20 protein-coding genes are annotated in these 22,554 nt (G+C 43.8%); 7 read left to right on the forward strand and 13 right to left on the reverse strand.

Annotated features, from left to right (window positions below; all coding sequences use genetic code 11):
* Positions 1–92: 92 nt before the first annotated feature.
* The 5 genes from M886_RS02400 (at position 93) to M886_RS02420 (ending at position 4,809) form a co-directional block, all read left to right on the forward strand.
* Positions 93–734 (forward strand): 50S ribosomal protein L1, encoded by a 642-nt coding sequence (locus tag M886_RS02400; RefSeq protein ID WP_011032961.1) that lies wholly within the window; start codon positions 93–95, stop codon positions 732–734.
* On the forward strand, positions 735–1,778 hold the full coding sequence (locus tag M886_RS02405; protein WP_048050592.1) for a 50S ribosomal protein L10: 1,044 nt from the start codon (positions 735–737) through the stop codon (positions 1,776–1,778).
* A gap of 42 nt (positions 1,779–1,820) precedes the next feature.
* Positions 1,821–2,135 (forward strand): 50S ribosomal protein P1, encoded by a 315-nt coding sequence (gene rpl12p / locus M886_RS02410; RefSeq protein WP_011032963.1) that lies wholly within the window; start codon positions 1,821–1,823, stop codon positions 2,133–2,135.
* Positions 2,136–2,423: 288 nt separating this feature from the next.
* The gene (locus M886_RS02415) at positions 2,424–3,557 is read left to right on the forward strand and encodes a radical SAM protein (RefSeq protein ID WP_011032964.1); all 1,134 of its coding nucleotides are present in this window, start codon (positions 2,424–2,426) and stop codon (positions 3,555–3,557) included.
* Positions 3,558–4,392: 835 nt separating this feature from the next.
* Entirely contained in the window at positions 4,393–4,809 is a 417-nt protein-coding gene (locus tag M886_RS02420; RefSeq protein WP_152557981.1) for a GNAT family N-acetyltransferase, read from the forward strand.
* 191 nt (positions 4,810–5,000) lie between these two features.
* Here the strand turns inward: M886_RS02420 and M886_RS02425 are convergent, their stop codons facing one another.
* On the reverse strand, positions 5,001–5,789 hold the full coding sequence (locus tag M886_RS02425; RefSeq protein ID WP_011032966.1) for an SAM hydrolase/SAM-dependent halogenase family protein: 789 nt from the start codon (positions 5,787–5,789) through the stop codon (positions 5,001–5,003).
* A gap of 122 nt (positions 5,790–5,911) precedes the next feature.
* Here M886_RS02425 and M886_RS02430 point away from each other — a divergent pair, with 122 nt between their 5' ends.
* A complete protein-coding gene (locus M886_RS02430; protein WP_048051619.1) occupies positions 5,912–6,418 on the forward strand; it encodes a DUF1616 domain-containing protein in 507 nt (168 codons plus the stop codon).
* A 102-nt stretch (positions 6,419–6,520) separates the two neighbouring features.
* On the opposite strand, the gene M886_RS02435 is transcribed toward M886_RS02430, so the two are convergent.
* On the reverse strand, positions 6,521–7,264 hold the full coding sequence (locus tag M886_RS02435) for an epoxyqueuosine reductase (protein ID WP_011032968.1): 744 nt from the start codon (positions 7,262–7,264) through the stop codon (positions 6,521–6,523).
* 77 nt (positions 7,265–7,341) lie between these two features.
* On the opposite strand from M886_RS02435, the gene M886_RS02440 reads away from it, so the two are divergent.
* Positions 7,342–7,533 carry a hypothetical protein gene (locus M886_RS02440; protein WP_048045861.1) on the forward strand — a complete coding sequence of 64 codons (192 nt, stop codon included), beginning with the start codon at positions 7,342–7,344 and terminating at the stop codon, positions 7,531–7,533.
* A 16-nt stretch (positions 7,534–7,549) separates the two neighbouring features.
* On the opposite strand, the gene M886_RS02445 is transcribed toward M886_RS02440, so the two are convergent.
* The 11 genes from M886_RS02445 to M886_RS02495 all read right to left on the reverse strand — a co-directional run bounded on the left by M886_RS02445 (position 7,550) and on the right by M886_RS02495 (position 22,480).
* Positions 7,550–8,026 carry a methylated-DNA--[protein]-cysteine S-methyltransferase gene (locus tag M886_RS02445; protein ID WP_048039647.1) on the reverse strand — a complete coding sequence of 159 codons (477 nt, stop codon included), beginning with the start codon at positions 8,024–8,026 and terminating at the stop codon, positions 7,550–7,552.
* 239 nt (positions 8,027–8,265) lie between these two features.
* Positions 8,266–10,335, reverse strand: coding sequence for a M3 family oligoendopeptidase (locus tag M886_RS02450; RefSeq protein WP_084685035.1), 2,070 nt, complete (start codon positions 10,333–10,335; stop codon positions 8,266–8,268).
* A gap of 335 nt (positions 10,336–10,670) precedes the next feature.
* Positions 10,671–11,957 (reverse strand): phosphomethylpyrimidine synthase ThiC, encoded by a 1,287-nt coding sequence (gene thiC / locus M886_RS02455; RefSeq protein ID WP_048050593.1) that lies wholly within the window; start codon positions 11,955–11,957, stop codon positions 10,671–10,673.
* A gap of 415 nt (positions 11,958–12,372) precedes the next feature.
* A complete protein-coding gene (gene aglJ, locus M886_RS02460; RefSeq protein WP_048046293.1) occupies positions 12,373–13,290 on the reverse strand; it encodes an S-layer glycoprotein N-glycosyltransferase AglJ in 918 nt (305 codons plus the stop codon).
* A gap of 124 nt (positions 13,291–13,414) precedes the next feature.
* Complete coding sequence (locus M886_RS02465) at positions 13,415–13,966, reverse strand: TATA-box-binding protein (RefSeq protein WP_048046292.1); 552 nt, start codon at positions 13,964–13,966, stop codon at positions 13,415–13,417.
* 79 nt (positions 13,967–14,045) lie between these two features.
* Positions 14,046–14,597 carry a TATA-box-binding protein gene (locus M886_RS02470; RefSeq protein ID WP_011032977.1) on the reverse strand — a complete coding sequence of 184 codons (552 nt, stop codon included), beginning with the start codon at positions 14,595–14,597 and terminating at the stop codon, positions 14,046–14,048.
* 194 nt (positions 14,598–14,791) lie between these two features.
* Entirely contained in the window at positions 14,792–15,907 is a 1,116-nt protein-coding gene (gene scpB, locus M886_RS02475; protein ID WP_048050594.1) for an SMC-Scp complex subunit ScpB, read from the reverse strand.
* Between the two features lie 44 nt (positions 15,908–15,951).
* Positions 15,952–16,956 (reverse strand): segregation/condensation protein A, encoded by a 1,005-nt coding sequence (locus M886_RS02480; RefSeq protein WP_048046290.1) that lies wholly within the window; start codon positions 16,954–16,956, stop codon positions 15,952–15,954.
* Positions 16,949–20,476: a chromosome segregation protein SMC gene (gene smc, locus M886_RS02485; protein WP_048050595.1), complete on the reverse strand. Its 3,528-nt coding sequence runs from the start codon at positions 20,474–20,476 to the stop codon at positions 16,949–16,951. Before smc ends, M886_RS02480 begins: the two co-directional genes overlap by 8 nt.
* Positions 20,477–20,528: 52 nt before the next feature.
* Positions 20,529–21,497, reverse strand: coding sequence for a hypothetical protein (locus tag M886_RS02490; protein ID WP_048050596.1), 969 nt, complete (start codon positions 21,495–21,497; stop codon positions 20,529–20,531).
* Between the two features lie 803 nt (positions 21,498–22,300).
* Entirely contained in the window at positions 22,301–22,480 is a 180-nt protein-coding gene (locus M886_RS02495) for a hypothetical protein (protein ID WP_230626461.1), read from the reverse strand.
* Positions 22,481–22,554: the final 74 nt, after the last annotated feature.

Here is a 22,554-nt window from a genome sequence, read left to right on the forward strand (position 1 = left end):
CAGAACCCGGAAAGGGGAGCCCCCTACGACCACCGTAGTAAGCCGGAACGGCTGTCTGGACATGAAGTTCAAACACTACGGGGAGGAACAAGATGGTAGAAAGAACTATACTGGAAGCTGTCAAGAAAGTAATTGAGGAATCGCCAAAGCGTAATTTCTCGGAAAGCGTGGATCTGGCGATTAACTTAAAGAACCTTGACATGAACCAACCAAAGAACAGAGTCGATGAAGAAGTAATTCTTCCGCACGGGCTCGGAAAAGAGCTGAAGATCGGCGTTTTTGCAAAGGGTGACGTTGGCCTGAGAGCAAAGGCTGCCGGTGCTGCGTATGTTATTTCTGACGTTGAGCTCGAAGAGCTGGCTGCTGACAAAAATAAAGCCAGAGTTCTTGCAAACGAATGCGACCTTTTTATTGCAGAAACTCAGTTCATGCCGATTATCGGTAAGAACCTTGGTATTGTTCTGGGACCCAGAGGCAAGATGCCTATCCCGCTCATGCCGAACAAGGACATCGGTGAACTGATTCAGAGCAAGCAAAACGCAGTCAAGCTCAGGTCAAAAGACAGACTTACCTTCCACGTGGCTGTCGGCAGAAGGAACATGAACCCTGACGACCTTTCCGAAAACATAGAGACTATTATGTCCAGGCTTGAGCGTGTCCTCGATAAGGGCAAGCACAACCTGAGATCGGTCTATGTCACGACAACCATGGGAAAATCAGAGAGGGTGGTGTAAATGGCAGAAGAAAGGCATCACACCGAGCACATCCCGCAGTGGAAAAAGGATGAAATTGAAAATATTAAGGAACTCATCCAGTCTCACAAAGTTTTCGGGATGGTTGGGATCGAAGGCATCCTCGCAACCAAGATCCAGAAGATCCGCCGGGACCTTAAGGACGTTGCGGTGCTCAAAGTCTCCAGGAACACCCTCACAGAGCGTGCTTTAAACCAGCTTGGGGAATCTATTCCCGAAATGACCAGGTATCTGGACAATCAGACCGCTCTGATATTTACCAATGAAAGTCCCTTCAAGCTTTACAAACTGCTTGAGCAGACAAAGACTCCTTCTCCGATTAAAGCAGGCGCAATAGCTCCAGAGGACATAATTGTCCAGAAGGGGCCCACCAGTTTTCCGCCCGGTCCGATTCTGGGTGAACTCCAGAGTGCAGGAATTCCCGCTTCAATCGATGCCGGAAAGGTGGCAGTAAAGGAAACAAAGGTTGTCTGTAAAGCAGGCGAGGCAGTCCCTCAGAAACTCGCTACCATGCTTTCAAAGCTGGAAATATACCCGCTTATCGTCGGGCTTGACCTTAGAGCCGCCTACGATGACGGGACAATTTACGAGCCTGAACTCCTTGCAGTTGATGAAAGCAAGTACTTCTCTGACATTATCAGGGCAGCTCAGAACGCTTTCAACCTCTCGGTCAACACAGCATACCCGACAGGCGCAACAATCGGCACCCTGCTGGCAAAAGCCTATGCAGAATCAAAGAGCCTTGGTGTCAATGCTGTTATCCTTGAACCTGGAGTCATGGACTCCTTGCTGGCAAAAGCCCATGTTCAGATGACATCCGTTGCATCCGAAGCCGCAGAAAAGGACGCAAATGCCGTGGACGACGACCTGAGAGAAGTTCTTGGGGCAGCCGCAAGCGCAGCCGCAGCAGCCACAGTAGCAGCTCCTGCCGCAGAAGAAGAAAAGAAGGAAGAAGAACCTGAAGAGGAAGAAGAGGACCATGCCGAAGAAGATGGAATGGCCGGACTCGGTGCCCTTTTCGGATAAACAGATTTACATTTACGCTAATACAAAGTTAGGTGATTAACGATGGAATACATATATGCAGCTCTCTTATTGCACAACGCTGGTAAAGCAATTACCGAAGAAGCAATCACTGCCGTTCTTCAGGCAGCTGGTATCGAAGTGAACGAAGCCAGGGCAAAGGCCCTTGTCGCAGCCCTTGAAGGCGTGGACATCGAAGAAGCTATCGCAAAGGCAGCATTTGCAGCCCCTGCAGCAGCAGCCGCACCCGCAGCAGCCGCACCCGCAGCAGCAGAAGCTCCTGCCGAAGAGCCTGAAGAGGAAGAAGAAGACCATGCCGAAGAAGACGGGATGGCCGGACTCGGTGCCCTTTTCGGATAATTTCAATATCTCAGCTCGCCTCAGGGCGGGCTCTCTTTTTTTTGGACTGCAAAACTTTGCAATAATTGTTACATACTAAAAATAATTATTAAATCTGCACGGACTTATTTCTCAATTTTATATCTCTGATTAACATTATAATTCAACCCTGGTTCTAAAGTTAACTGATGGAACTCACACCATAAGTCTCCACAGATTCCCTACACATCTTCAAAATCATATTTACCTATTTATAGAATAAGATAGAGAGTATGAAGCAGTCAATACGACAAGCAAAAATTTGTCGTGTTGATCGAAAAGGATGAAGATGGAATCTACATAGGAACTGTTCCCGAACTGAAAGGGTGCTATAGCTATGGAGATATTAATGACCCCCTTTTCCATTTTTACCCGAATTTCTTTTTAGAAAAACAAAACGCGATTGTTATGTCCCGATTTGATCCCATCCTTGCTTCAAGAGCACTCTGGCAAATAAGAATCAAAAAACGCCCTTTTGTCCTCTCTCACGGCGTAAATGCTAATTGTAATATGCGCTGCAAGTTCTGTGAATACTGGAGGAAAGAACCCGGAAAAGAACCGTCCAGAGACGAGGTCTTCAGGCTGCTCAATGATGCAAAAAAATTTGGAATCGGAGTTTACAATGCCTGGACCACGGAACCTCTCCTCAGAAAGGACCTGCCCCTCATAATGGCTCGCGCAAAGGAACTCGGGATGGTTACTTCCATGGTCACGAACGGGAAGCTTCTTTACGAAAGAGTGGAAGAGCTTGAGAATGTGGACTACCTTTCGGTTTCAGTAGACGGGACAGAAAGCTATAAAGAAATCAGGAAAATGGATTTCGGAACCCTTCTGAAAGGCTTGAAAAAAGCTATTGAGGTAAGAAAACTCCAGAAGCAGAAAAACCCGATCCTGATGAACTGCGTGCTCACAGGAAAGAACCTTGATGATATTGAAACCCTTATTTTGCTTGCAGAAAAACTGGGTGTGAAAATTTCTTTTGAACCAGTACATGAGTTCCCCGGAATCAGCCGGGAAATATGGGAAGAAATAGGAATCAGGGATAAGGAAAAGTTCCGCAGCACCGTTAACCTCATAATCGAGATGAAAGAAAAGGGCTACCCCATAATCAATTCCAAGACCTACCTGGGGATGGTCAGGGACGAAAAAAAGGATTACAAATGCAGAGCAAGTGGCATTATTATTAACGTTACGCATGACGGAACTGCCGAGACCTGCCGTGTGCATCAGGAACCTCTTGGAAACGTTATGAAAGACGGTTTTGAAAAGGTATGGAAGAACTCTGCGCAGCGCAGGGAAGAGATCGTAGAAAACTGTAAAGGCTGCCTCTTTTTTGGATATACGGAAAACAGTTTAATGCAGAGTTTCAATCCTGAAGTTTTAATGCATTACGAATGGATGTGATGCCCGAGTTCCGCTTCGGCACCCGAGTTCCGCTTCGGCACCCGAGTTCCGCTTCGGCACCCGAGTTCCGCTTCGGGAGCACGGTGTCCTTTTCGGTCGCTTCGCTCCCTCAAGAGGACTTAAAACCGATGTGTGGATAAGTAAGGAACGAAAAACAGGGCAACCGGAATATCGTATCAAACGTGTCTGGTCACGTTTGCGAAGCAAATGGCTTTTCCAAGTGTAGAACTCAGAAATTGACACTTAAGAAGTACATTGAACCACTAGCATGAGAATATATGTAGAGAAATCAAAAGTGTTTCATTGCCAGAAAAAACGTAACTATTTTTTAAAGTAGAGGCATTTACATTTCAAGCTCGGCGACTTCGCACGCTTCAAGCCTTCGAGCTTCATCTTTTGGAATCCAACTGTACTTCAATTATTAACTTGAGTGGTAAAGCGGGAAAGTAGGAAGTGGTTACAATTCCCTCAGAAGACGGAAGCCAGGGTTGCTGCCGCGGATACCTGGGTCTCCCCCGTTGCTGAGACCTGGATCACCCCTGATGCGGCTCGCCGACTTGCAGTTTCTAGCACTGAAATGACAACTTCACCCTACGTTTGAAGGGAGGAGTTGAAATACACTGGAATTATTTATGGACGTAAACGTGTATAATCCGAATCATTCATTACAGGCTGGGACTGTTGGCAAGGGGTTTGGATTTGTGATATACCTGGAATAATTCAGTAGAGGACAGTTATTGCTTGTCCTCTTGCGATTACTAAACTATAATCGAGTCCAGGCTATAATCGGGTTGTTAATTTAGCGATATAAATACGGACTTGAGGGGTACCTGACATGGAAATCATAAAAGTTACAGGAAGTAAAAAAGAATATATAGATCTGCTATTGCTGGCGGACGAGCAGGAAGACATGGTAGATAAATATCTCGAGCGTGGCGAAATGTTTGTTCTGAATGACAATGGGGTAAAAGCTGAATGCGTGGTTACAAAAGAATCAAACGGTATTTACGAACTAAAAAACATCGCGGTTCAGCCTGATTGTCAGCGAAAAGGCTATGGAAAAGCTCTGATAAAGTTTCTGTTCTCCTTCTATCCAGATTTCAGAACTATTCTTGTCGGAACAGGAAACAGCCCTGTAACTCTAAATTTTTATAAGAGTTGTGGTTTTACGGAGTCGCATCGTATCAGGAATTTTTTACTGACAATTATGACCATCCAATATATGAAAATGGGAAACAGCTTGTTGACATGATTTATCTAAAAAGAGAACTGTAAATACTAATTGCTTAGCCTGCACCGGAGGAAGCTGAATATCTTAAATTCAAGTTCTGACCAAGCTGGCTCGAAGTATCACGGATTAGCACATTAAAAAACGAAGGATAAGGTATTTCCCTTACTCTCCGCTTTTCTATGCCCTTAACCCGCATAAATGACGGCTTTTTTTCAAAGGACCTTTATTGTCACAGTATCTCCACTTCTGAGTCCGAACTGCAGAGCCGCATTACCTTTGTTAATTGCAATTTCCAGAAAGCCATGACTGCCAATAAGAATAAGCGCATCTCCCTGCCCTACAAAACCATAGGTCTGAACAAAAAAGACTTTTCTGCCGTTAACTTCCACCTGTGAGCCGAAAGTACGGAACTTCAGGACCGCATCCTCAGGGATATTTGTAATCACATTCCCGAAATTATCAGTATAAACGACTTCCCCTACAAGAAATTGCCCATCAACCCCATAATTTTCGAAATCCAGGTTTACAAAATCCGAAACTCTATTCCCAACAGTCTCGATTGGCATACCTTTAGAGAGTCTGGCCCCTACAGGTGCAAAAATGTCCCTGCCGTGAAAAGTTGCAGAAATTTCCGAATTAAGCATTATTTCCCTGTTTGTGATCTCATAAACTTCCATATCTCCAAGGCGGCGGGCTGCAGGGATCATAAGCCCGTTATCAGGACCAACAAAAAACTGTTCTTCACCTTCCGGACCTGCTTTCAGGGCAAGGGCACGGCGGGAAGTCCCCACTCCGGGGTCGACAACTCCCACGTGCACGCTTTTAGCCGGGAAATAAGGGACAAGCGAGTACAGTGCAAAGGCGCCCTCTCTGATACTTGCCTGCCGGATAGAATGGGTTACATCAACGATCTGCGCTTCGGGGTTAATTCCAAGAATGACGGCTTTCATGGCTGCGGGGTAGAGGCCTCCAAAATCGGTGGTAAGGGAAATTATAGACATACATATTATTCGGCTTTTTTGCTATTTCAGGCTATGTTGAATTGAAAAATAATAATAAGATGTGAGGAGATACAGTCAAACATTGAAAAATATAGAAGGAAAATAGAAGAAGTGTGGAGAAAATGAAGTATACAAAAATAATACTCATACTGATTTTCATCAGTCTTTCTATTCTCGCATCCGGGTGCGGGGAAAAAATGAACAACGAAAAAACAGGAGAGTCTTTAAAGGAACCTTACACAGAATTTTATATTCTGGGACCTGAAGGGAAAGCTGACAACTATCCAGCAGATTACGTACTCGGAGAGAACGGGACTGTAATAGTAGGAATTGTAAACCATGAGCAGAAGCCTGTCAATTATACAATGGAAGTTAAGCTTGAAAATACTTCTTTGCCTTTACCTCCTGATAAGCAGTATATAAGTCTCAGGGACAACGCAACATGGGAAAAAGCAGTTACCATAACCCCACCATTTGAAGGAACGAATATGATGCTTGGATTTTCGCTCTACAAAGAAGGCGAGAAAAACATAGTTGAAGGAGATCTCTGCACGCCTTATAGAGGCGTCTACCTGGGGATAAATGTATATCAGAATATCTCGAAGAATAATTCGATAACAGCGATATAAGCAATCTACTTGAAGGAAATTTAACATTGGACCCTAACATCTCGAAAAAACGAAATAATTAAAATCGCTAAATTCGCAGAAAAAAAAAGAATTTAGTTTGTTTCAGCGAGACCTGAGAGCACAGGGTCCGGTTGCGCATTTTCCGCAGGCAAGCTGGTTAAGCTCCGGAAAAGCCTTTGCGTTTTCCTGAAGCAGCCTGAAACACTTCTCTGTGTCTACCCCTTTTATGTTAATGGCACCAGCCGGACACCTGTCCACACAGACAAGACATTTTTCTCCTTTTTTGTAACGGCAGAATTCTTCAGCCGGACGTTGAGTAGGAGGGATCTCTGCAGAAATCAGTATTGTCCCGAAACGGCCAGCACATCCGGCTTTCGTGATCAGCATTTGGTGGACACCGAAAGTGCCCAGCCCGGCAGCGTAAGCTGCACTTTTATGGGACCATGTAACAGCAAAACCCTTATTTTTGTAATCAAAAACAATTGAAGGCACAACTGCTTCTATGCCGTTTTTTGCCAGCTCAACAATCAGTCTCTCACTGATTTCTCCTATCAGACGGTCTGTTTCTCCTTTAGCCTGAATCCATTCCTTTACAGGTCCCTGAGATTTCCAGTTCAGCTTTACAAGTTCTTTTTCAAACGGCAGGAAAAACGAGACAACCGTTTTTGCTTCGGGAAAGATCTCTTTTGGGTGCAGGTGATGAGAGCCAATGATTTTCTTCATTTCCTCAAAAATTGGATCTCTGGCTGAAGCGTAGCCTACGAGAGGTTCACGATATCGAATCTCAGTACCAGGGTTTACGGCGGCTTCTTTGATAAAATTCTCGATCTTGTCTTTGAGCTCCATACTGGGATCTCCTTTTATTTATTTTTGCAAAGTTACAAATAGGTGAAAAATCATAATAAATTAAAGGGTTTTTAACGATGATAGGGGTTAGCGAAGTAATAGTTATCCTTGGAGCTATTTTTGGGATAATATTCTATATTATAATACCATTGTTGTTTTTGATAATGGTATATAAATTGGAAAAAATTTACAGCATTCAAAGAGAGCAATTAGAAAAAATTGACAGTATTCAAAGAGAACTGGATAGGTGTTGCAGAGAACTTAAATAAAATTTATGTAATTCTCTTATTTCAAATTGTTTTCTTCAAGTTTTAGTAGAAACTCTTTTATATCCAGCCCGCTCGCGTAGCCCGTAAGTTTTCCATTCGCCCCGATAACCCTGTGGCAGGGCACAATTATTGCAATCGGATTCCTGTTGTTTGCAAGCCCGACAGCCCTGTAAGCCTTCGGGTTCTGAATTCTTTTTGCGATCTCCCCGTAAGTTCGGGTCTCTCCACAAGGGATTTCACATAAAGCTTTCCAGACGGATTTCTGGAATTCAGTTCCTTGCGGAGCCAGCTTTACATCAAAAGTCTTGAGTTTTCCCGAAAAATAAGCTTCAAGCTGTCCTGAGATATCCTTGAAAAACTCTCTATTTTCTATCCAATCAGCCGGAACCTCAATTTTCTTTTTGCCTTTAAGGAAGATAAGATTCTTCAGTCCCTCCTTATCTCCTGCGAGGAGTATTGGGCCAACTGGAGATTCAATTATGTGATAATACATCTGGGTCTTCTCCTTCCAGTTATATGATAGTTCTATCACTTATGGTAGAAATGTTTATTTAATAAACCTTCAACAGGCAGCTCGCACGGCAGAAAGAAAGTGAAGTATTACAACAAAAAGAAAAAGGTTTCCAGAAACACAGAAAGATAAAAAGAAAAAAAAAGATGAGGCAGAGAGCAATAAAATGTTCGTGTGCCCTCAAAATTCCTGGTTCTTCAATTCATTAACTTTCCAGTTGATCATTTTAGCAACTGAAGGCTCCAGAAAGATCCTGAATAGACATTCAGACTTTCTACCGCAGACTCGAATTTCGGTTCTTCTTCTCCGCTGTTCAGTTCCTCTAGTTGCTGGATCCTCAATTCCACGACATCCATGGCATCCTCAAAAAGCTGCCTGTCGATTTCGATTCCGAAGTACTTTTTTAGCTTTTCTTCAGGTGTCATTGTCGAGCCGGCTGAAAGATAGGCTATGTAGTTTTCATTGAATGTTTCCGGATCTTCCCTGTACTGCTTGAAAAGGGCAAGAGTTATTGCTTTAGAAACTGCGTAGTTAAAGGTGTAGTAGTTATTTTCCAGATAGATGTGGGAGATATAGGTCCATTCCGCAGAGTTTTCGGAATAGTATTCGATGGAATCGCTCCTGTAATCCTTATATAATTCGGTCCAGAGGGCATTGAATTCCGCTCCACTGACAGTACCGTTTTCATGGTCTTTTTCAGCGCAGAGCTGGTGTGCCTTATGTTCGAATTCCGTTATCATAGGCTGGAAGGAAAAATAGTTTTGATACTCTCCTATGTGCTGGGAAAGCACGGCAACAGCGGTATCACGATCAGAGTTTTCAACCACATAATCGACGAAGAGTTCTTCATTGAAAGTGGAAGGGATCTCCATTTCATAGGTTGTAGCAGTACAATAGAGGTAATCTACGGAGTTGCCCATCAGATAGAAATGAATCCCGTGCCCGAGTTCATGAGTGAGGGTCTTCTGGTCCGAAATCAGGCCGTTATAATTCATGAAAATCAGAGCCGGGGCCTGCAGGGCAGAGAGCCCGTAACAGTAACCACCTGGCTGCTTTCCATTTTCGGGGTCAGGGTATACGTCTATGAAATTGCCTGTAGCCATCTCTAAAAATATATTATTGAAACAGGAGTCCATTCCGGCATAGGACTTCTGAGTGTTTTTAAGAACATCTACATAAGTATACTCTTTACCCGGCTCTTCGGTTAATTCCAGCGCGAGGTCATAGGGTTTCAAGGTTTCGAGTCTGAGCTTTTCTTTCCTGAAATCGTTATAGCCTTCAAATATATCTTTTCGTCCTTTGAAGACCGAGTTCATGTCGTTAACCTGAAAATCAGTAAGATAAAGATTGTAAAGACATTTTTCGTAAGAGTCATTATAGTTCAACTCCTTTGCGGCAAGGTCGTCAAGCTGAGATTTTTCGGAATAAAGAGATGCCATCGAGTCCGACTGGTTTATCAGGTGGTAAAACCTCTTCTCATAACATCTTTTCCTATTTTCCTGGCTTGGGTCTGTAGAAATCAGAGTAGCATAGGACTGAGAATTGACTGAAAACTCTTCCCCATTCTCAAGGGTTATGTTCCCTGCCATTGTGACGTTATTAGTAATCTGTGAAACTGCCTCAGTCTGAAGTTTCATGCGCTGGTTTTCTATATCTGCAAGATATGCGACTTGAGACTCGTTTTCTGGCCTGTGTTCTCCAAACCGGATATATGAAGCTTCGAGATAGGATCTGTATATCTCAAGCCCGGGCTCATCGGAAAAGAGCTGTTCCCATTCCTCTGTTGAAAGCGAAGTCAGTTTTACAGCGGCAAATGCAACGGCTTTTCCATGTTCCGTAGCCAGGTCCTGGGTATCCGCAAGAAGAGATGAAAAGAACTGGTCGTTTACGTTTTTGCTTAACTGAGTATATGCGTAAATATAGAGAATATCAATAGACCTTGAAAACTCCTTTTCGGTTTCAATGTAGTTTAGTAAAACAGGTCCCGACAGATTACCAAATTCCGGACGGAAGGTTTCGTTTATTTCCTCTGATCCCTTCTTTAAAGATTCGAGTTCTTTCAAAGCTTCTTCCCTGCTGCTGAAGAGATATTCATCATCCCATTCAGTTGTAACTTCGCTGGGATTAAGCTCTTCAAATGTTTGATCAGCACTCGCAATTTCAGAAGAATAATCTTCTTTCGCATAAGCTATAAACCCAGAGGAAACTGTGAAAAAGAGCAGTATTCCAAAAATAATAAGTCCTTTAAGTGTCCCGAGAGCAATGAGCTCTTTAGTTGACTTTCGTCTCATAAACCTCTACCCCTGATAGTTCTAAAGCATTCGTTATTTTGACAAATTTAGGTTGATTGGGAAAACTCGCTAACAGTTTAATAAATTATAAAAAACTTTTGATATACTTGAAGCACATATCTAAAAATCTATCGAAATTGAACTGTCAGGAAATAAAAATTTTAAGAAAAGATAGGAAGAAATGCCATGAATAAAAGGAGAAATTATTGAAAAAAATGACTATTTAAAAAAGAGAAATTAAAATGCCTTAGTGAAATGAGATCACAAAAATTGGTTTAAAAAAGAAGAAATTAGTAAAGCCTGGAGGCCTTACTCTTAGTTGAATCAGTGCCTGCTTATTTTGCAAGGTTGTAGTTCTGGTTGACGATCTTGAGGGCGCAGAAGTTGCCGCACATTGTGCATGCATCTGTGTCTTCAGGTGCCCTGCTGTTCCTGACTTCTCTTGCGTGTTCCGGGTCGATTGCAAGGGAGTACATCTTTTCCCAGTCGAGTTCCCTTCTGGCTCTGCCCATGTCAAGGTCCCACTGTTTTGCCCTGTCAGGATACTTTATCATGTCGCCGACGTGGGCTGCAATTCTGGAGGTCTTGACACCGGTGATGACGTCTTCGAGGTTCGGGAGGGCAAGGTGTTCTGCAGGAGTTACGTAGCAGAGGAAGTCGCAGCCGTATGATGCGGACACGGATGCGCCGATTGCGGTTACGATGTGGTCGTAGCCAGGAGCGATGTCAGTAACGAGAGGGCCGAGCATGTAGAAGGGCTTGTGACCACTCATTTCTTTCATGAGCTTCACGTTGGTTGCGATCTGGTCGAGCGGGACGTGGCCAGGACCTTCGACAATGACCTGCAGGCCCTGCTTGTGTGCTCTGTCAGCAATTTCAGAGTTAATGATCAATTCCTGGATCTGAGCGCGGTCGGTTGCATCGTGGACTGCACCTGCACGCATTCCGTTTCCTGTTGAGAGGACGACTTCGTGTTCCTTGAGGATTTCAGCAAGGTAGTCGAAGTTTGCGAAAAGCGGGTTTTCCTTTTCGTTATGGAGCATCCAAGAGCTCATGAAAGCGCCGCCGCGGGAGCAGAGTCCGCCGTACCTGCCGTGAGCTTTAAGCCTGTCAAGGGTAATGTTGTTGATCCCTGTGTGGATTGCCATGAAGTTGGTTCCGAGCTTTGCCTGGGCTTCGGTTGCGTTAAAGAGCTCGTCTTCTGTCATGTGCACAATTGAGCCATATTTTCTTGCAGCTTCAATGAAAGCCTGATAGAGAGGCACTGAACCGACAGAGAGGGAGATGCTGTCAATGACTTTTTTCCTGATTCCAAGGAAGTCGCCACCGGTTCCTAGCTCCATGAGAGTGTCAGCACCTGCTTTTTCTGCAGCGATTGCTTTTTTGACTTCCATGTCGGGATCAACAATGTCCGAGGATACACCGATAGAGGCATTGACCTTGGTCCTGAGCCCTTCTCCGATACCGCAGATCTTAACCTGTCTGTAAGGAGAAGTTGGAATAACGATCCTTCCGGCTGCAACACCGCGGCGGATGAATTCAGGGTCAAGTCCTTCATCCTTTGCGACGATCTTCATCTCTTCGGTGATAATTCCTTTCTGTGCATCTTCCACAATTGTCATCTTTATTACCTCAAGCTTTCATTTGTAAATGAGATTAGCATCAGAGTTCATATGTAAGTAAAGGGATTGTGAGTTAGAACATAAAAGGAAAGTAATTATATATAACACTATTTAAAAAACAAACTTTAATCTTAAACAACTTTACTTTACTTGAGCCTCTTTTGATATCGAAAAATATAAAGTTCAGCATTAAAATAAGGTTTTTATAAAGAATTCCGAAAGTATGGCTGAGTTTTACACAAGTAAACTTGATTTAAACCAAGAATTATCCTGAGAATTATTCTGAAAAATAAAGATAAATAGCATGACAAAAAAGTTAAAAATTGACCCGGACAGGAATAAAAAAAGCATATGATAAAATCTGAGAAGTATATGAAAGGAATCTGGGGGTGACCAGAAGACCAGAAGGTCCCGATCATTTTCTCTGCTTATTTCTTTCCTGGATCAAGTTGACCGTTTGCCTGTGAAGAGTTACTATAAGGTCGCTGAGCATCCCGAAAATAAACATCTGAAGTCCGAATATAATAAACAGGGCCGTGAGAACTGAAAGGAGAACATGAGTGATATCCTTGAACCACTCAACTACCACATAGGTTCCTGTAAACAGACCTGCAATAATAAAGGCAAAACCAATGATCCCAAAATAAAACATAGGGTTATGAACTTTTGCAAGCCTGTAAATAGTAGAACCGATTCTTATTCCGTCTTTTACGGGGTTTAGCTTGGTTGCACCTTTTTTACTTCTGGGGAGATAAGTAATCGAAATCTCTTCGACTCTCTGCTTTTTCAGGACACATTCTACTGATATTTCGGTCTCAATCTCAAATCCTGTTTTATTAAGCTCAAGCTCCCTTATACTCTCAAGCGTGAACGCACGGTAACCTGAGAGGATATCCCTTAACTGCACCCCATAAACGGTGTCAAAGAGCGTATTTATCAGGCGGTTGCCAACCAGGTTCAGTTTTGTAAAAGAGCCCCGAGAATATTTTTCCAGCCGGTTGCCTATAACATGGTCGGCTGTTCCTTCCAGAACAGGCCTTAGAAGAAAAGGAGCTTCTTTTGCAAGATATGTCCCGTCCCCGTCAACCATTATTACATAGGGGCATTCGATGAGTCCAAAAGCCTGGATCATTGCCTGCCCCTTTCCCCTTCCGGTCTGCAGGACAACTCTTGCGCCTTCAGCTTCTGCAATCTGTGCTGTTCCGTCCCTGCTGTTTCCATCTATTACCAGAATATTGGAAAAGCCTTCTTTCTTAAAGTCTTTAATGAGCTCCCCTATAGTTGCAGCTTCGTTAAGTGTAGGAATGAGGATGCAAACATCTGCATTATTCACGTTTCACACATATCCTTTGCCGGAGCCTCTACGAATACCGCAGAATCCGTTTTTATTTTAGTATTCCCCATGTACTTTATGAGGCAGATTAAAATGGATATAATAGATAAAAAGTTTGAGGATTTTATAAAAGACCCATACTGTCGAGCTGCTGGCGGACTACTTCCACGCTCCTCTCGCAATCTTCAGGGCTCTTACCGCCTGCAACTACCAGTTTTCCGGAGCTGAAGATAAGCACAACTACTTTGGGCTCATCAATTCTGTATACAAGACCAGGAAACTGCTCAGGCTCGTATTCAATGTTTTCAAGTCCAAGCCCTATTGCAATTGCATTAAGGTTCAAAATAGTATGCAGGTCTGCGGAAGCAACAATATTCTGGACAGTAATCTGAGGGTCCTCTATGGTCTTAATCCCTATACTGTTCAGCTTTTTCGCCAAATTGCCTACAACTGTGTGTACATCGGCAACATTTTTCGTCCCTGTACAGACAACCTTGCCGGAAGTAAAGACCAGGAATGCAGCTTTAGGATCTGAAACCCTGTAAACGAGCCCGGGGAACTTCTGCTTGTTGTACTCTGCTCCTTCGAACTCTGATTCGATAACAGTTAAGTCGAATTCTTCAGCGAGTTTGGTGGATGCAACCACATTTTCGATCTTGATACTAGATTCGCTCATTTGTCCACCCTTAGCATATAAAGCCAGTAAGTTACCTAATTTCCAGAAAAATGGTATATAATTAATAGATTGAGGGTTCTTATAAAAGCCCCATATTGTCGAGCTGCTGACGGACTACTTCAACGCCGCTCTCGCAATCTTCAGGCGTCTTGCCGCCTGTAACTACCAGTTTTCCGGAGCTGAAGATAAGCACAACTACTTTGGGCTCATCAATTCTGTATACAAGACCAGGAAACTGCTCGGGTTCGTATTCAATATTCTCAAGCCCAAGCCCGATTGCAATTGCATTGAGGTTAAGAATGGTGTGCAGATCTGCTGAAGCGACTATATTCTGAACAGTAATCTGCGGGTTTTCCATTGTTTTGATCCCGATGCTGTTCAGCTTTTTTGCCATGTTGCCAATAACTGTGTGCACGTCAGCAACGTTTTTTGCTCCTGTGCAGACAACCTTTCCGGAAGTAAATACCAGAAAAGCGGCTTTAGGGTCAGAGACTCTGTAGACGAGTCCAGGGAACTTCTGTTTGTTATACTCAGCCCCTTCGAACTGGGATTCTATCACAGTTAAATCAAACTCTTCAGCGAGTTTGGTGGATGCAACCACGTTTTCGATTTTGATGCTAGATTCGCTCATTAGTCAACCCTCAGTATATAAAGCAAAAGTAATATCCTCTAACCAGTATATAAAGCTATAGTTAAATGCCCTGCATACTATATAAATACCATATATAAAGAATATAAATACGACAGAAAAGCTTAAATTGGAGGCGCCAGTAAAATAAAAAAAATTAAAGAAGAAAACGGCCTCCGACCTGGCTTTATAAGAGATCAGCCCTCAAAATTTTTTAAACCTTCAATGATAGAGTCATATTTTTTATATACCCTCTCAAGAAGATCTCCCTCTACACTGCGGTGGGTGGGGACCAGAATTTTAGCCCCTTTTCCGATACTTACTCCCTCGCCCGAAGTCCCGTAATCAGGAGCTATAAGGATGCCTTCCGTAGAAATCCTTATATTTAGATCATTGACGATTTTTGAGACCATATCAGTTGCAGGTTTTACTTTCTTCTCAATGAGCATGGCTGAAGCTACATATTTTTCTCTTGTCCCCCTGATTTTCCGAAGAGTGTTTTCCACAGCTTCAGGGTCTACTTCATCGGAAAGTTCTTCAGAGATTAAGGAAACTGCCTCAATAAGGTCTCCAAAGGTTGTCGAACGGACCTCAAGGATCTCGCCATCGCAGTGTTGTTTTACCGTATCGAGGTAACCGGCAGTAACTATAAGAACATCAGCTTCAAGCAGGCGAGAAATTTCCTCTTTGGAAGGGCAGTAAGCATTCACAACAAAATAATCTTTAATCCCGCACATCTTCATAAGGGACTCGTACATAGGAGTCACTGCAATGGTCTTTTTCCCGACCCAGAGGTTGATCTCACTCTGACCGCCCTGAGCCCTCAATAACTCGATAATTTTCTCTTTTATAGCTTTGGGATCGTTCTTTTTGAGCCCGAAATAATCTGCAAACAGAGGGGAGGTGGAAAGCTGCCTGCTCCTTCCACAGGGAACAGACTCGACAAAACCTCTTTCAATCAGGTCTTTTATGTGGTCATAAGCTCCACTGCCTCTCATTTCAATGAGGTCGGACTGGAGAAGGGGCTGATGATAAGCAATCATGGACAGAGTCCGGAGTTTGGGAGCTGAGAGTTCTTTTGGGGCAACCTCACGCATGAGTTCGGAATACTCAGGCTTCACCTGCATGACATAGCGGTCTCCAAGATCAAGGATTTCAAGACCCGACCTCCGGGAAGAATAAGCACCCATCAGCTCCTGAACTGCCGAAGAGACATTTTTTTTCGGCTTCCCGGTAATTTTCATAAGTTTTTCAAGGCTTACTGCCCTGCCTGCAGCAAAAAGAGCCGCTTCGATAATTTCAAGCTCACTCATAAATTTCACGACCAGAAAAGAGAGTAAAATTATTTTTCAGGGAATTAATGTGCTTCTTCAGAAGAGTCAGGATTTATATATTCCGGTTCACAGGAAAGGACTTCAGGATTTACGCCGTCTTCGAGATCTGAAACATCTTCTGTTAAGCCCTTTTTTATCTGATGGAAAAGAGGAGGGTTATTCTCTGTGGGAAAACCGGAATCCTCTCCGGGATAAATATGTAACTCTCCGAAAAGCTCCTCCTGGAAAAGCCAGATCTTCCTGCTTGAAGCAAGAAAGAGAAGGGAAAGGTAATCCATTATCCTGTCCTCACTCATGTGGGTCAGGGCAGAAAATTCCGCAACAGGCTGCTTCATAAAAAGCTCAACAAGCCTGCCCCAGATTAAGGCCAGCCTCGAGCTGATAGCCTCGTCATGGGCAATCCCGAGCACATCTCCGGTAGCCAGAGGGGCATCAGGAATATCATGTTCTTCTGCTGCCAGACGGGCTCTTTTTTCGTTTTTTCTTGAGAGTGATTTTTCGGCTTTTTTGAGCTCCACTATCAGTTCATTCAATGTAACAGGCCTTGTTGAAAGGCGGCGGACAGGCAGCTTCGGAACCGGAAACTCATCAGGCTCCGGAAGCTCTTCGTCATCGAAAAAGCCAGAATCAAAATCTTCTGCCTCCTCTTCTTCAGGCCCCATGATTACTGAAGATTTCATGCGGAGGAGGATAGCTGAATAAAGGAGAGTCCTTGAAGAAATTCTGAGGTCCATTTTCTGGAGTTCTTCTATCCTGCGCAGGAAATTATCGGTTAGCTGCACAACATCGATGTCCCAGGGGTCTATCTTTCCGTCCTTTGCAAGTTCGACCAGAATGCCCAGAGGCTCACAGGTGTTAAATTCCGAGAGGTCAAGAAGAGCCCAGTTAATGCCAAGATAAGAAAGAGTTGTAGGAAGCCCGAAAGTTTCAGGGTCTGAAAAAAGAGAGTCCTTCTCACCGGAATCGCAGACCTCGGGAGAAGTAAGGCCGGAAATGTCAAGTGCCGAGTTATCAATAATTTCAGCCATTAAGCTTCACTCCGGTAATACTCGTGATATTATTCTCCTGCATAGTAACCCCTATTGTCCGGCTTGCAGCCTGGATCATGGGCTTTCGTAAAGAAACAACAATAAACTGGACCTTTGAGCCCGATGTTTTTACGCGCCTTGAGACCCTCTCCACATTCCAGCCGTCAAGGAACATGTCAATCTCATCAAAAGCGTAGAAAGGAGCAGGTCGGTACTGCTGGATTGCAAAAATGAAAGCAAGTGCAGTAAGACTCTTTTCTCCTCCGGACATTGCTTCTATGCGCTGGAGGGTCTTTTCTTTTGGCTGGGCTCTCAGGGTCATTCCTCCGGCAAAGGGGTCGTCAGGGTTTTCCAGCAGAAGTTCGCCCATGCCGTCAGAAAGTTCGTAAAAGATCTCTTTGAAGTTGGAATTTATGCTTATGTAAGCCTCCATAAAGGTATCCCGCTTGAGCTGTTCGTACTGGTCAATGCGTTCAAGGAGCTGCTCCCTTTCAGTGAAGAGAGTATCACGCTTGCCCTGAAGGTCAGAAAGCCTGAATTCCACCTCATTATACTCGTCAATTGCCCGCATATTTACAGGCTCAAGCCTGCGCATGGCTTCTTCTATTGCCTGTATCCGCATGTAAACGGTTTCGTAGCTCGGAACCTCTGAGGTATCTTCAATTCCTCTTCTCTCGATCTCTTCAACCAGCTGTTTTTCCTGGTCAAAAAGTGCGCTCCTGGTAGCTGTGAGCGTAATTACCTGCTGTTTTGCTTTTTCAAGGGTTGTTGCAGCTGTGCTGACCCTGCGCTTTACAGCACTATGTTCTGCCTGAACTCCCTCCCTCTCATTCTGAAGCCCTATAAGCTCATCTGAAAGCTGAAGTTCACGTTTCCGTTTTTCTTCAAGCTGAGCTTCAAGTTCAGTAATTTTTGCTTTAAGAGAATCTACTCTTTCACGCCTTGAAGCTTTCTTTTCATCGAGTTCTTTTATAAGCTCCTTGGCTTCGTTAATCTTCTGTTCAGCGTATTCTTTTTCAAGCTGCAGGGCATTCAGGCTGGCTTCGGTATCCCTCATCCTGCCGTCAAGCCTGCGGATCTCTTCATCCACAAAATCCGCTTTTTTGTTTATCTCGGGGAGAGGAGAATCTGCAAGCTTTGCTTCAAGTTCTGCGACCTGGGATTCAAGTTCAGCCGCAATACCTTCTTTTTCAGTCTTTTCCGCAATTACCCTGTCCATTTCAGCCCTGAGTTCGGTCCTTGATTCTTCAATCGCTTTCAGGTCTGCCTGTTTGGCTTCAAGGAGTTCTGCGAGTTTGGCTTCCCTGCCGGCAATCTCCTGAAGTTCGAGTTCTTTTCTGGAAATCGTAGCCTCACAGTCACGGATCTTCCTGCTAAGCTCAAAAACATGGCTTTCAATGCTGTCCTGTTTGCTGATTGCCGCATTCCGGCTTGCATCAAGGGACCTTATCTCCTCCGCAAGTTCAAGGAGCTTGTCTTTTTCCGCTGCTGCAAAAGAAATCCCTGATTTTGAAGAAAGAGAACCTCCTACCATTGCCCCGCTCTTTTCAAGGAGTTCGCCTTCAAGGGTTACCATTCTTGCCCTGCCCATAAGGCGGCGGGCACTGGCAAGGTCTTCCATAACAAGAGTATCCTGAAAAACATACCAGAAAGCAGGCTCGAAATCAGGATCGAATTCTATAAGGTCGATTGCGTACCCTATTACCCCATTTTCATAATTCAGGTTTTCAAGCCTTCTAGCATCCTTCATTTTATTAAGCGGAAGAAAAGTAGCCCTGCCCCCTTTTTTCCGTTTAAGGAATTCGATCGCTTCTGCCGCGTCAGCATCAGTATCCACGACAACCGCCTGCATCCTGTTCCCTGCAGCAACCTCAAGGGCAGCCGCATACCTGCGGTCTACTTTTCCTAGCTGGGCAATGGTACCGTGGATTCCGAAGAGCTCTTCCTGCCTGGAAGCCCCGATTACCAGCTCTACTGCTCTTGAGTAACCTCCCCCATGCTCCGAAGCCCGGAACCTTGCCTCAGCAATCGCATATTCCTGCTGGAGGGTATGAAGTCGGCTTTCAAGTTTTTTAATGTCTTCTTTGATCCTGAAATGGCTGCTCTCGATATCGTCCCGGTCTTTTATGAGAGACTCAAGATTGCTTGTAAGTTTTTCTATTTCATACTGGACAGAAAGGGTATCGCTGTCCGAAGCAGTAACTGCAGCCTGTGCGTCCTTTATCTGATTCTCGATCTCGCGCAGTTCCGAAGACTTTCTCCTGAGGGCATCAAGAAGCCTGTCCTCATTCCGGATAAGCTCGTTCTTTTCGTTTTTAACGTCCTCGAGCTTTTTGCGGGCAACCATGAGCTCGTCCCTTGTTGCTGCGAATTTTGCGTCAATATCAGCAATCCTGCTCTGAAGAAGCATGCGCTCGGTTTTTCTTTCGGAAAGTTCTGCTGAGATGCTTTCTTTCCTTACGTTTTCAGCTTCGATTTTCTCTTCGAGCTCCCGGACCTTTCCCTTTGTAGAGTCAATATCAACAAATGCTTTTCTGCGCCGTGCGTCAGCTTCTTCAAGTTCGGATTCCGAAACCTCAATGCTGTCAACACAGCGGGAGATTTCCCCTTTTGTCTCTTCTATTTCCTTCTTAACCTGAAGCTGTTCGTCTTCCCCTTTTTTCCGGATTTCAAGGGAGAGATTTTCCAGGATTATTTCAAGGGCTTCCAGTTCCTGAGCCCTTTCATTAAGCAGTACCTGTACTTTTTCGAGGTGCTCTTCTTTTCCTGCCAGTTCCTTATCCACATTTTCCAGTTCAGTCTTTGCGTCCTTGAGTTTGGAGAGCAGGACATAACCTTCGAATTTAACCTTTTCAGATTTAAGAGACTGATATTTCAGGGCCTGGTCACGTTCCCCCGAGAGTTTTTCAAGCTGGGTGCGCACCTCTTCAAGGATAATATCAACGCGTTCTATCTGCTGCCTGACGATTTCAAGTTCACCGAGTGCTTTTTGCTTGCGCTCGTCAAATTCTGCAACCCCGGCAATCTCGTCAATAATCTTCCGCCTTTCCACAGATGTCATGGAAATAATCTGTGTGACATCTCCCTGCATTACTACGTTATAGCCTTCAGGGGTTACCCCTGCCTTTGCAAGCTGGGAATGAATCTCTCCGAGGCTTACGGCTTTCCCGTTAAAGTAAAAATAGCTGTAATACGCATTTTTAGTCCGTCTGACCTTTCTTGAGACTTCAATCTCATCGAGTTCTAAAGGCAGTTTGCGGTCAGTATTGTCAAAACGTATCGTAACCTGGGCAAAATCCGGTTTTTTTGCTTCATCCCCGTTATAAATAAGGTCAGTAAGTTTTTCAGCCCTTAAGGTTCTTGAGCTTGTGAGCCCGAGCGCAAAGAGAATCCCATCTATGATATTTGACTTTCCACTTCCGTTTGGACCGGAAATAGTGGTGAAGTCATTGTAAAAGGAAATCCTTACTTTTTTTCCAAAGGACTTGAAATTAACGAACTCAATCTCTTTTATGTACACAGAATGCCTCTGAGGTTTTGCGTTTTTGAGGGAACTTTCGTTTTTTTAAGTCTCATTTTGCCCTGGAATCTTTTCGGCTGCAGGTAATGAGTTCCGCGTCCTCACTGTCTCTCAGGTCTACAGACTCTTCAATTATATGCCTTTTAGGGGCCTTTTCGGCGATGATGTATTCACATTTGTAATCGTCATCAGGCCGGGATTTCACAGAATCTGCCTTCACGGGAGGGCAGGACCTTGAAGAAACGGGTGGTCGTGGGGGAAATAAATGCCCCGCAGGAGCCTCAATTACGGGGGTTGACTGCCTCAGAGTGCCTCTAAACCGTTTTCGGTCCCCACTCTCGGCAATAATGTATTCGCATTTTGTTTCGACGGGCTCCTTCCTGTCAAGCTCCCCTGGTTCAACCTCTTTTATTTTCAGCTGGACTTTTGCGTTTGTACCCGGGAGAGGTGCGGAAGCTTCCCTGAAATCGCTCCTCTCATGTGAGGAAGAACCATCTTTTTGGAACTCAAGTTTACGCTTTGGTTTTCTGGAGAGAGGAGGAAGGTCAAGGGGGTCTTCAAGGACAGGAACAGAGGGAGAAGGAGAGGAATGTGTAACAGGATTTTGCTTACTTTCCAGTGCTTTTGAAAGCCTTTCAACTTCTGATTCCAGTTTCTTTATAAGCATTTTCTGGTCGAGCAGTTCTCTGACGAGCCCATCCTGTACTCCAGCAAGCTCTTTCACTCTCCGGTCAATAGCTTCGGATTCGTCATTTCTACCGGAAATTAATTCGGACCTGAGGTCACCAAGGATTGAAGCCTTGAGAGATGCAGAGTCGGATAGCCCCCTCATTTCAGCCCTTATTTCGGATAGAATTTGATCCTTAAAGGAATCAGGGCCAGAACCATTTTCTACTTCGGCCTGAAGCTCATTGAGAACCGAAGTCTTTATTGATTTTTTGAGAGTTTCGAGCTCCTCGCAGGTAATTGACAGTCGCCTTTTAAGCGGTGTATTGTGCATGTCCCTCTGTCCAGTTCTCATGAAAATACCTCTAATAATAAACTCGGGTCCCGGGTTTTTTATGCCTGGAAATTATTGTTATCATGAAACTTCATTATAATATAATTAGACTGATCTGGTCAGTGAAATTTAAATAATATGTATAAAGTAGATGTAATCTTACTTTATATATATATGGTAATCGATAGTATTCAGCGGCTTCCATATTACTTTAAATTATATTATAATAAGATAACTTTATTAACTTTTCTGAAACCGAATACAGAGACCATACAGAGGAATCAAAACAGGGCATAAAATATAAAATTTCCGGAGAAAGAAGACTAAATTAACATGATTATTAAAAACAGGAGAGGAAGCCCTAAAATACCCAGAAGGGAAGAAATCCATATCATTAAGTTTTTTTGTGAAAAATTATATGCATACTAAAGCATCTCACATGAGGAGATATAATATTGCAGGCAGGGAAAAGAGGTATTCCATAGAAAAATAATTTTTTCTGCAAAAGAACGGGACAGAAAAGCAGAATAAATATTTTCCGAAAAAGTTCAAACAAAAAATATTAAATAGACGTTACTGTGCAGGCCTGTGCTCAGGAGAATTACGAAGAACACATATAGAGAATAATAGAGGATAATATAGAAGAAAATTCCGGAAGGAGAGGCACGGCTGACAGTTTTATATAGACTGTTTTAGATAAATAGAAGAAGGCTCAAGGTCCTGAATTTTACAAAATAGAGAATGAAACCCAAAAACTAACTCTAAAACAAAAGGAGTTAAAGAGTTGGATTTCAATATGGGATGGAACTTCTCAGGGGTAAGTGTTACTTAATGGGCTGAACAGGTTCATCGAAATTGAGCAGTACACTTTGCCTTGCCTGTATTTTGGGGGATGTACCGCAGTCCATATCCAGAGCAGTTTCGTCAACAATAGAACCGTGGGTTCCGGTGCTTTCGAGAAAAAGTTGAACCTCTTCAACCTCTGGCTCTCGGAAATGGTCCATTTCGAAAATATCCATAATAACACTAAATACGTTTTTCTGTAAGTGATCGGTAATCCGAGTCATCGGAAATAAAC

The sequence above is a fragment of the Methanosarcina soligelidi genome (assembly GCF_000744315.1).
In the GTDB taxonomy this organism is placed as follows: Archaea; Halobacteriota; Methanosarcinia; order Methanosarcinales; family Methanosarcinaceae; genus Methanosarcina; species Methanosarcina mazei.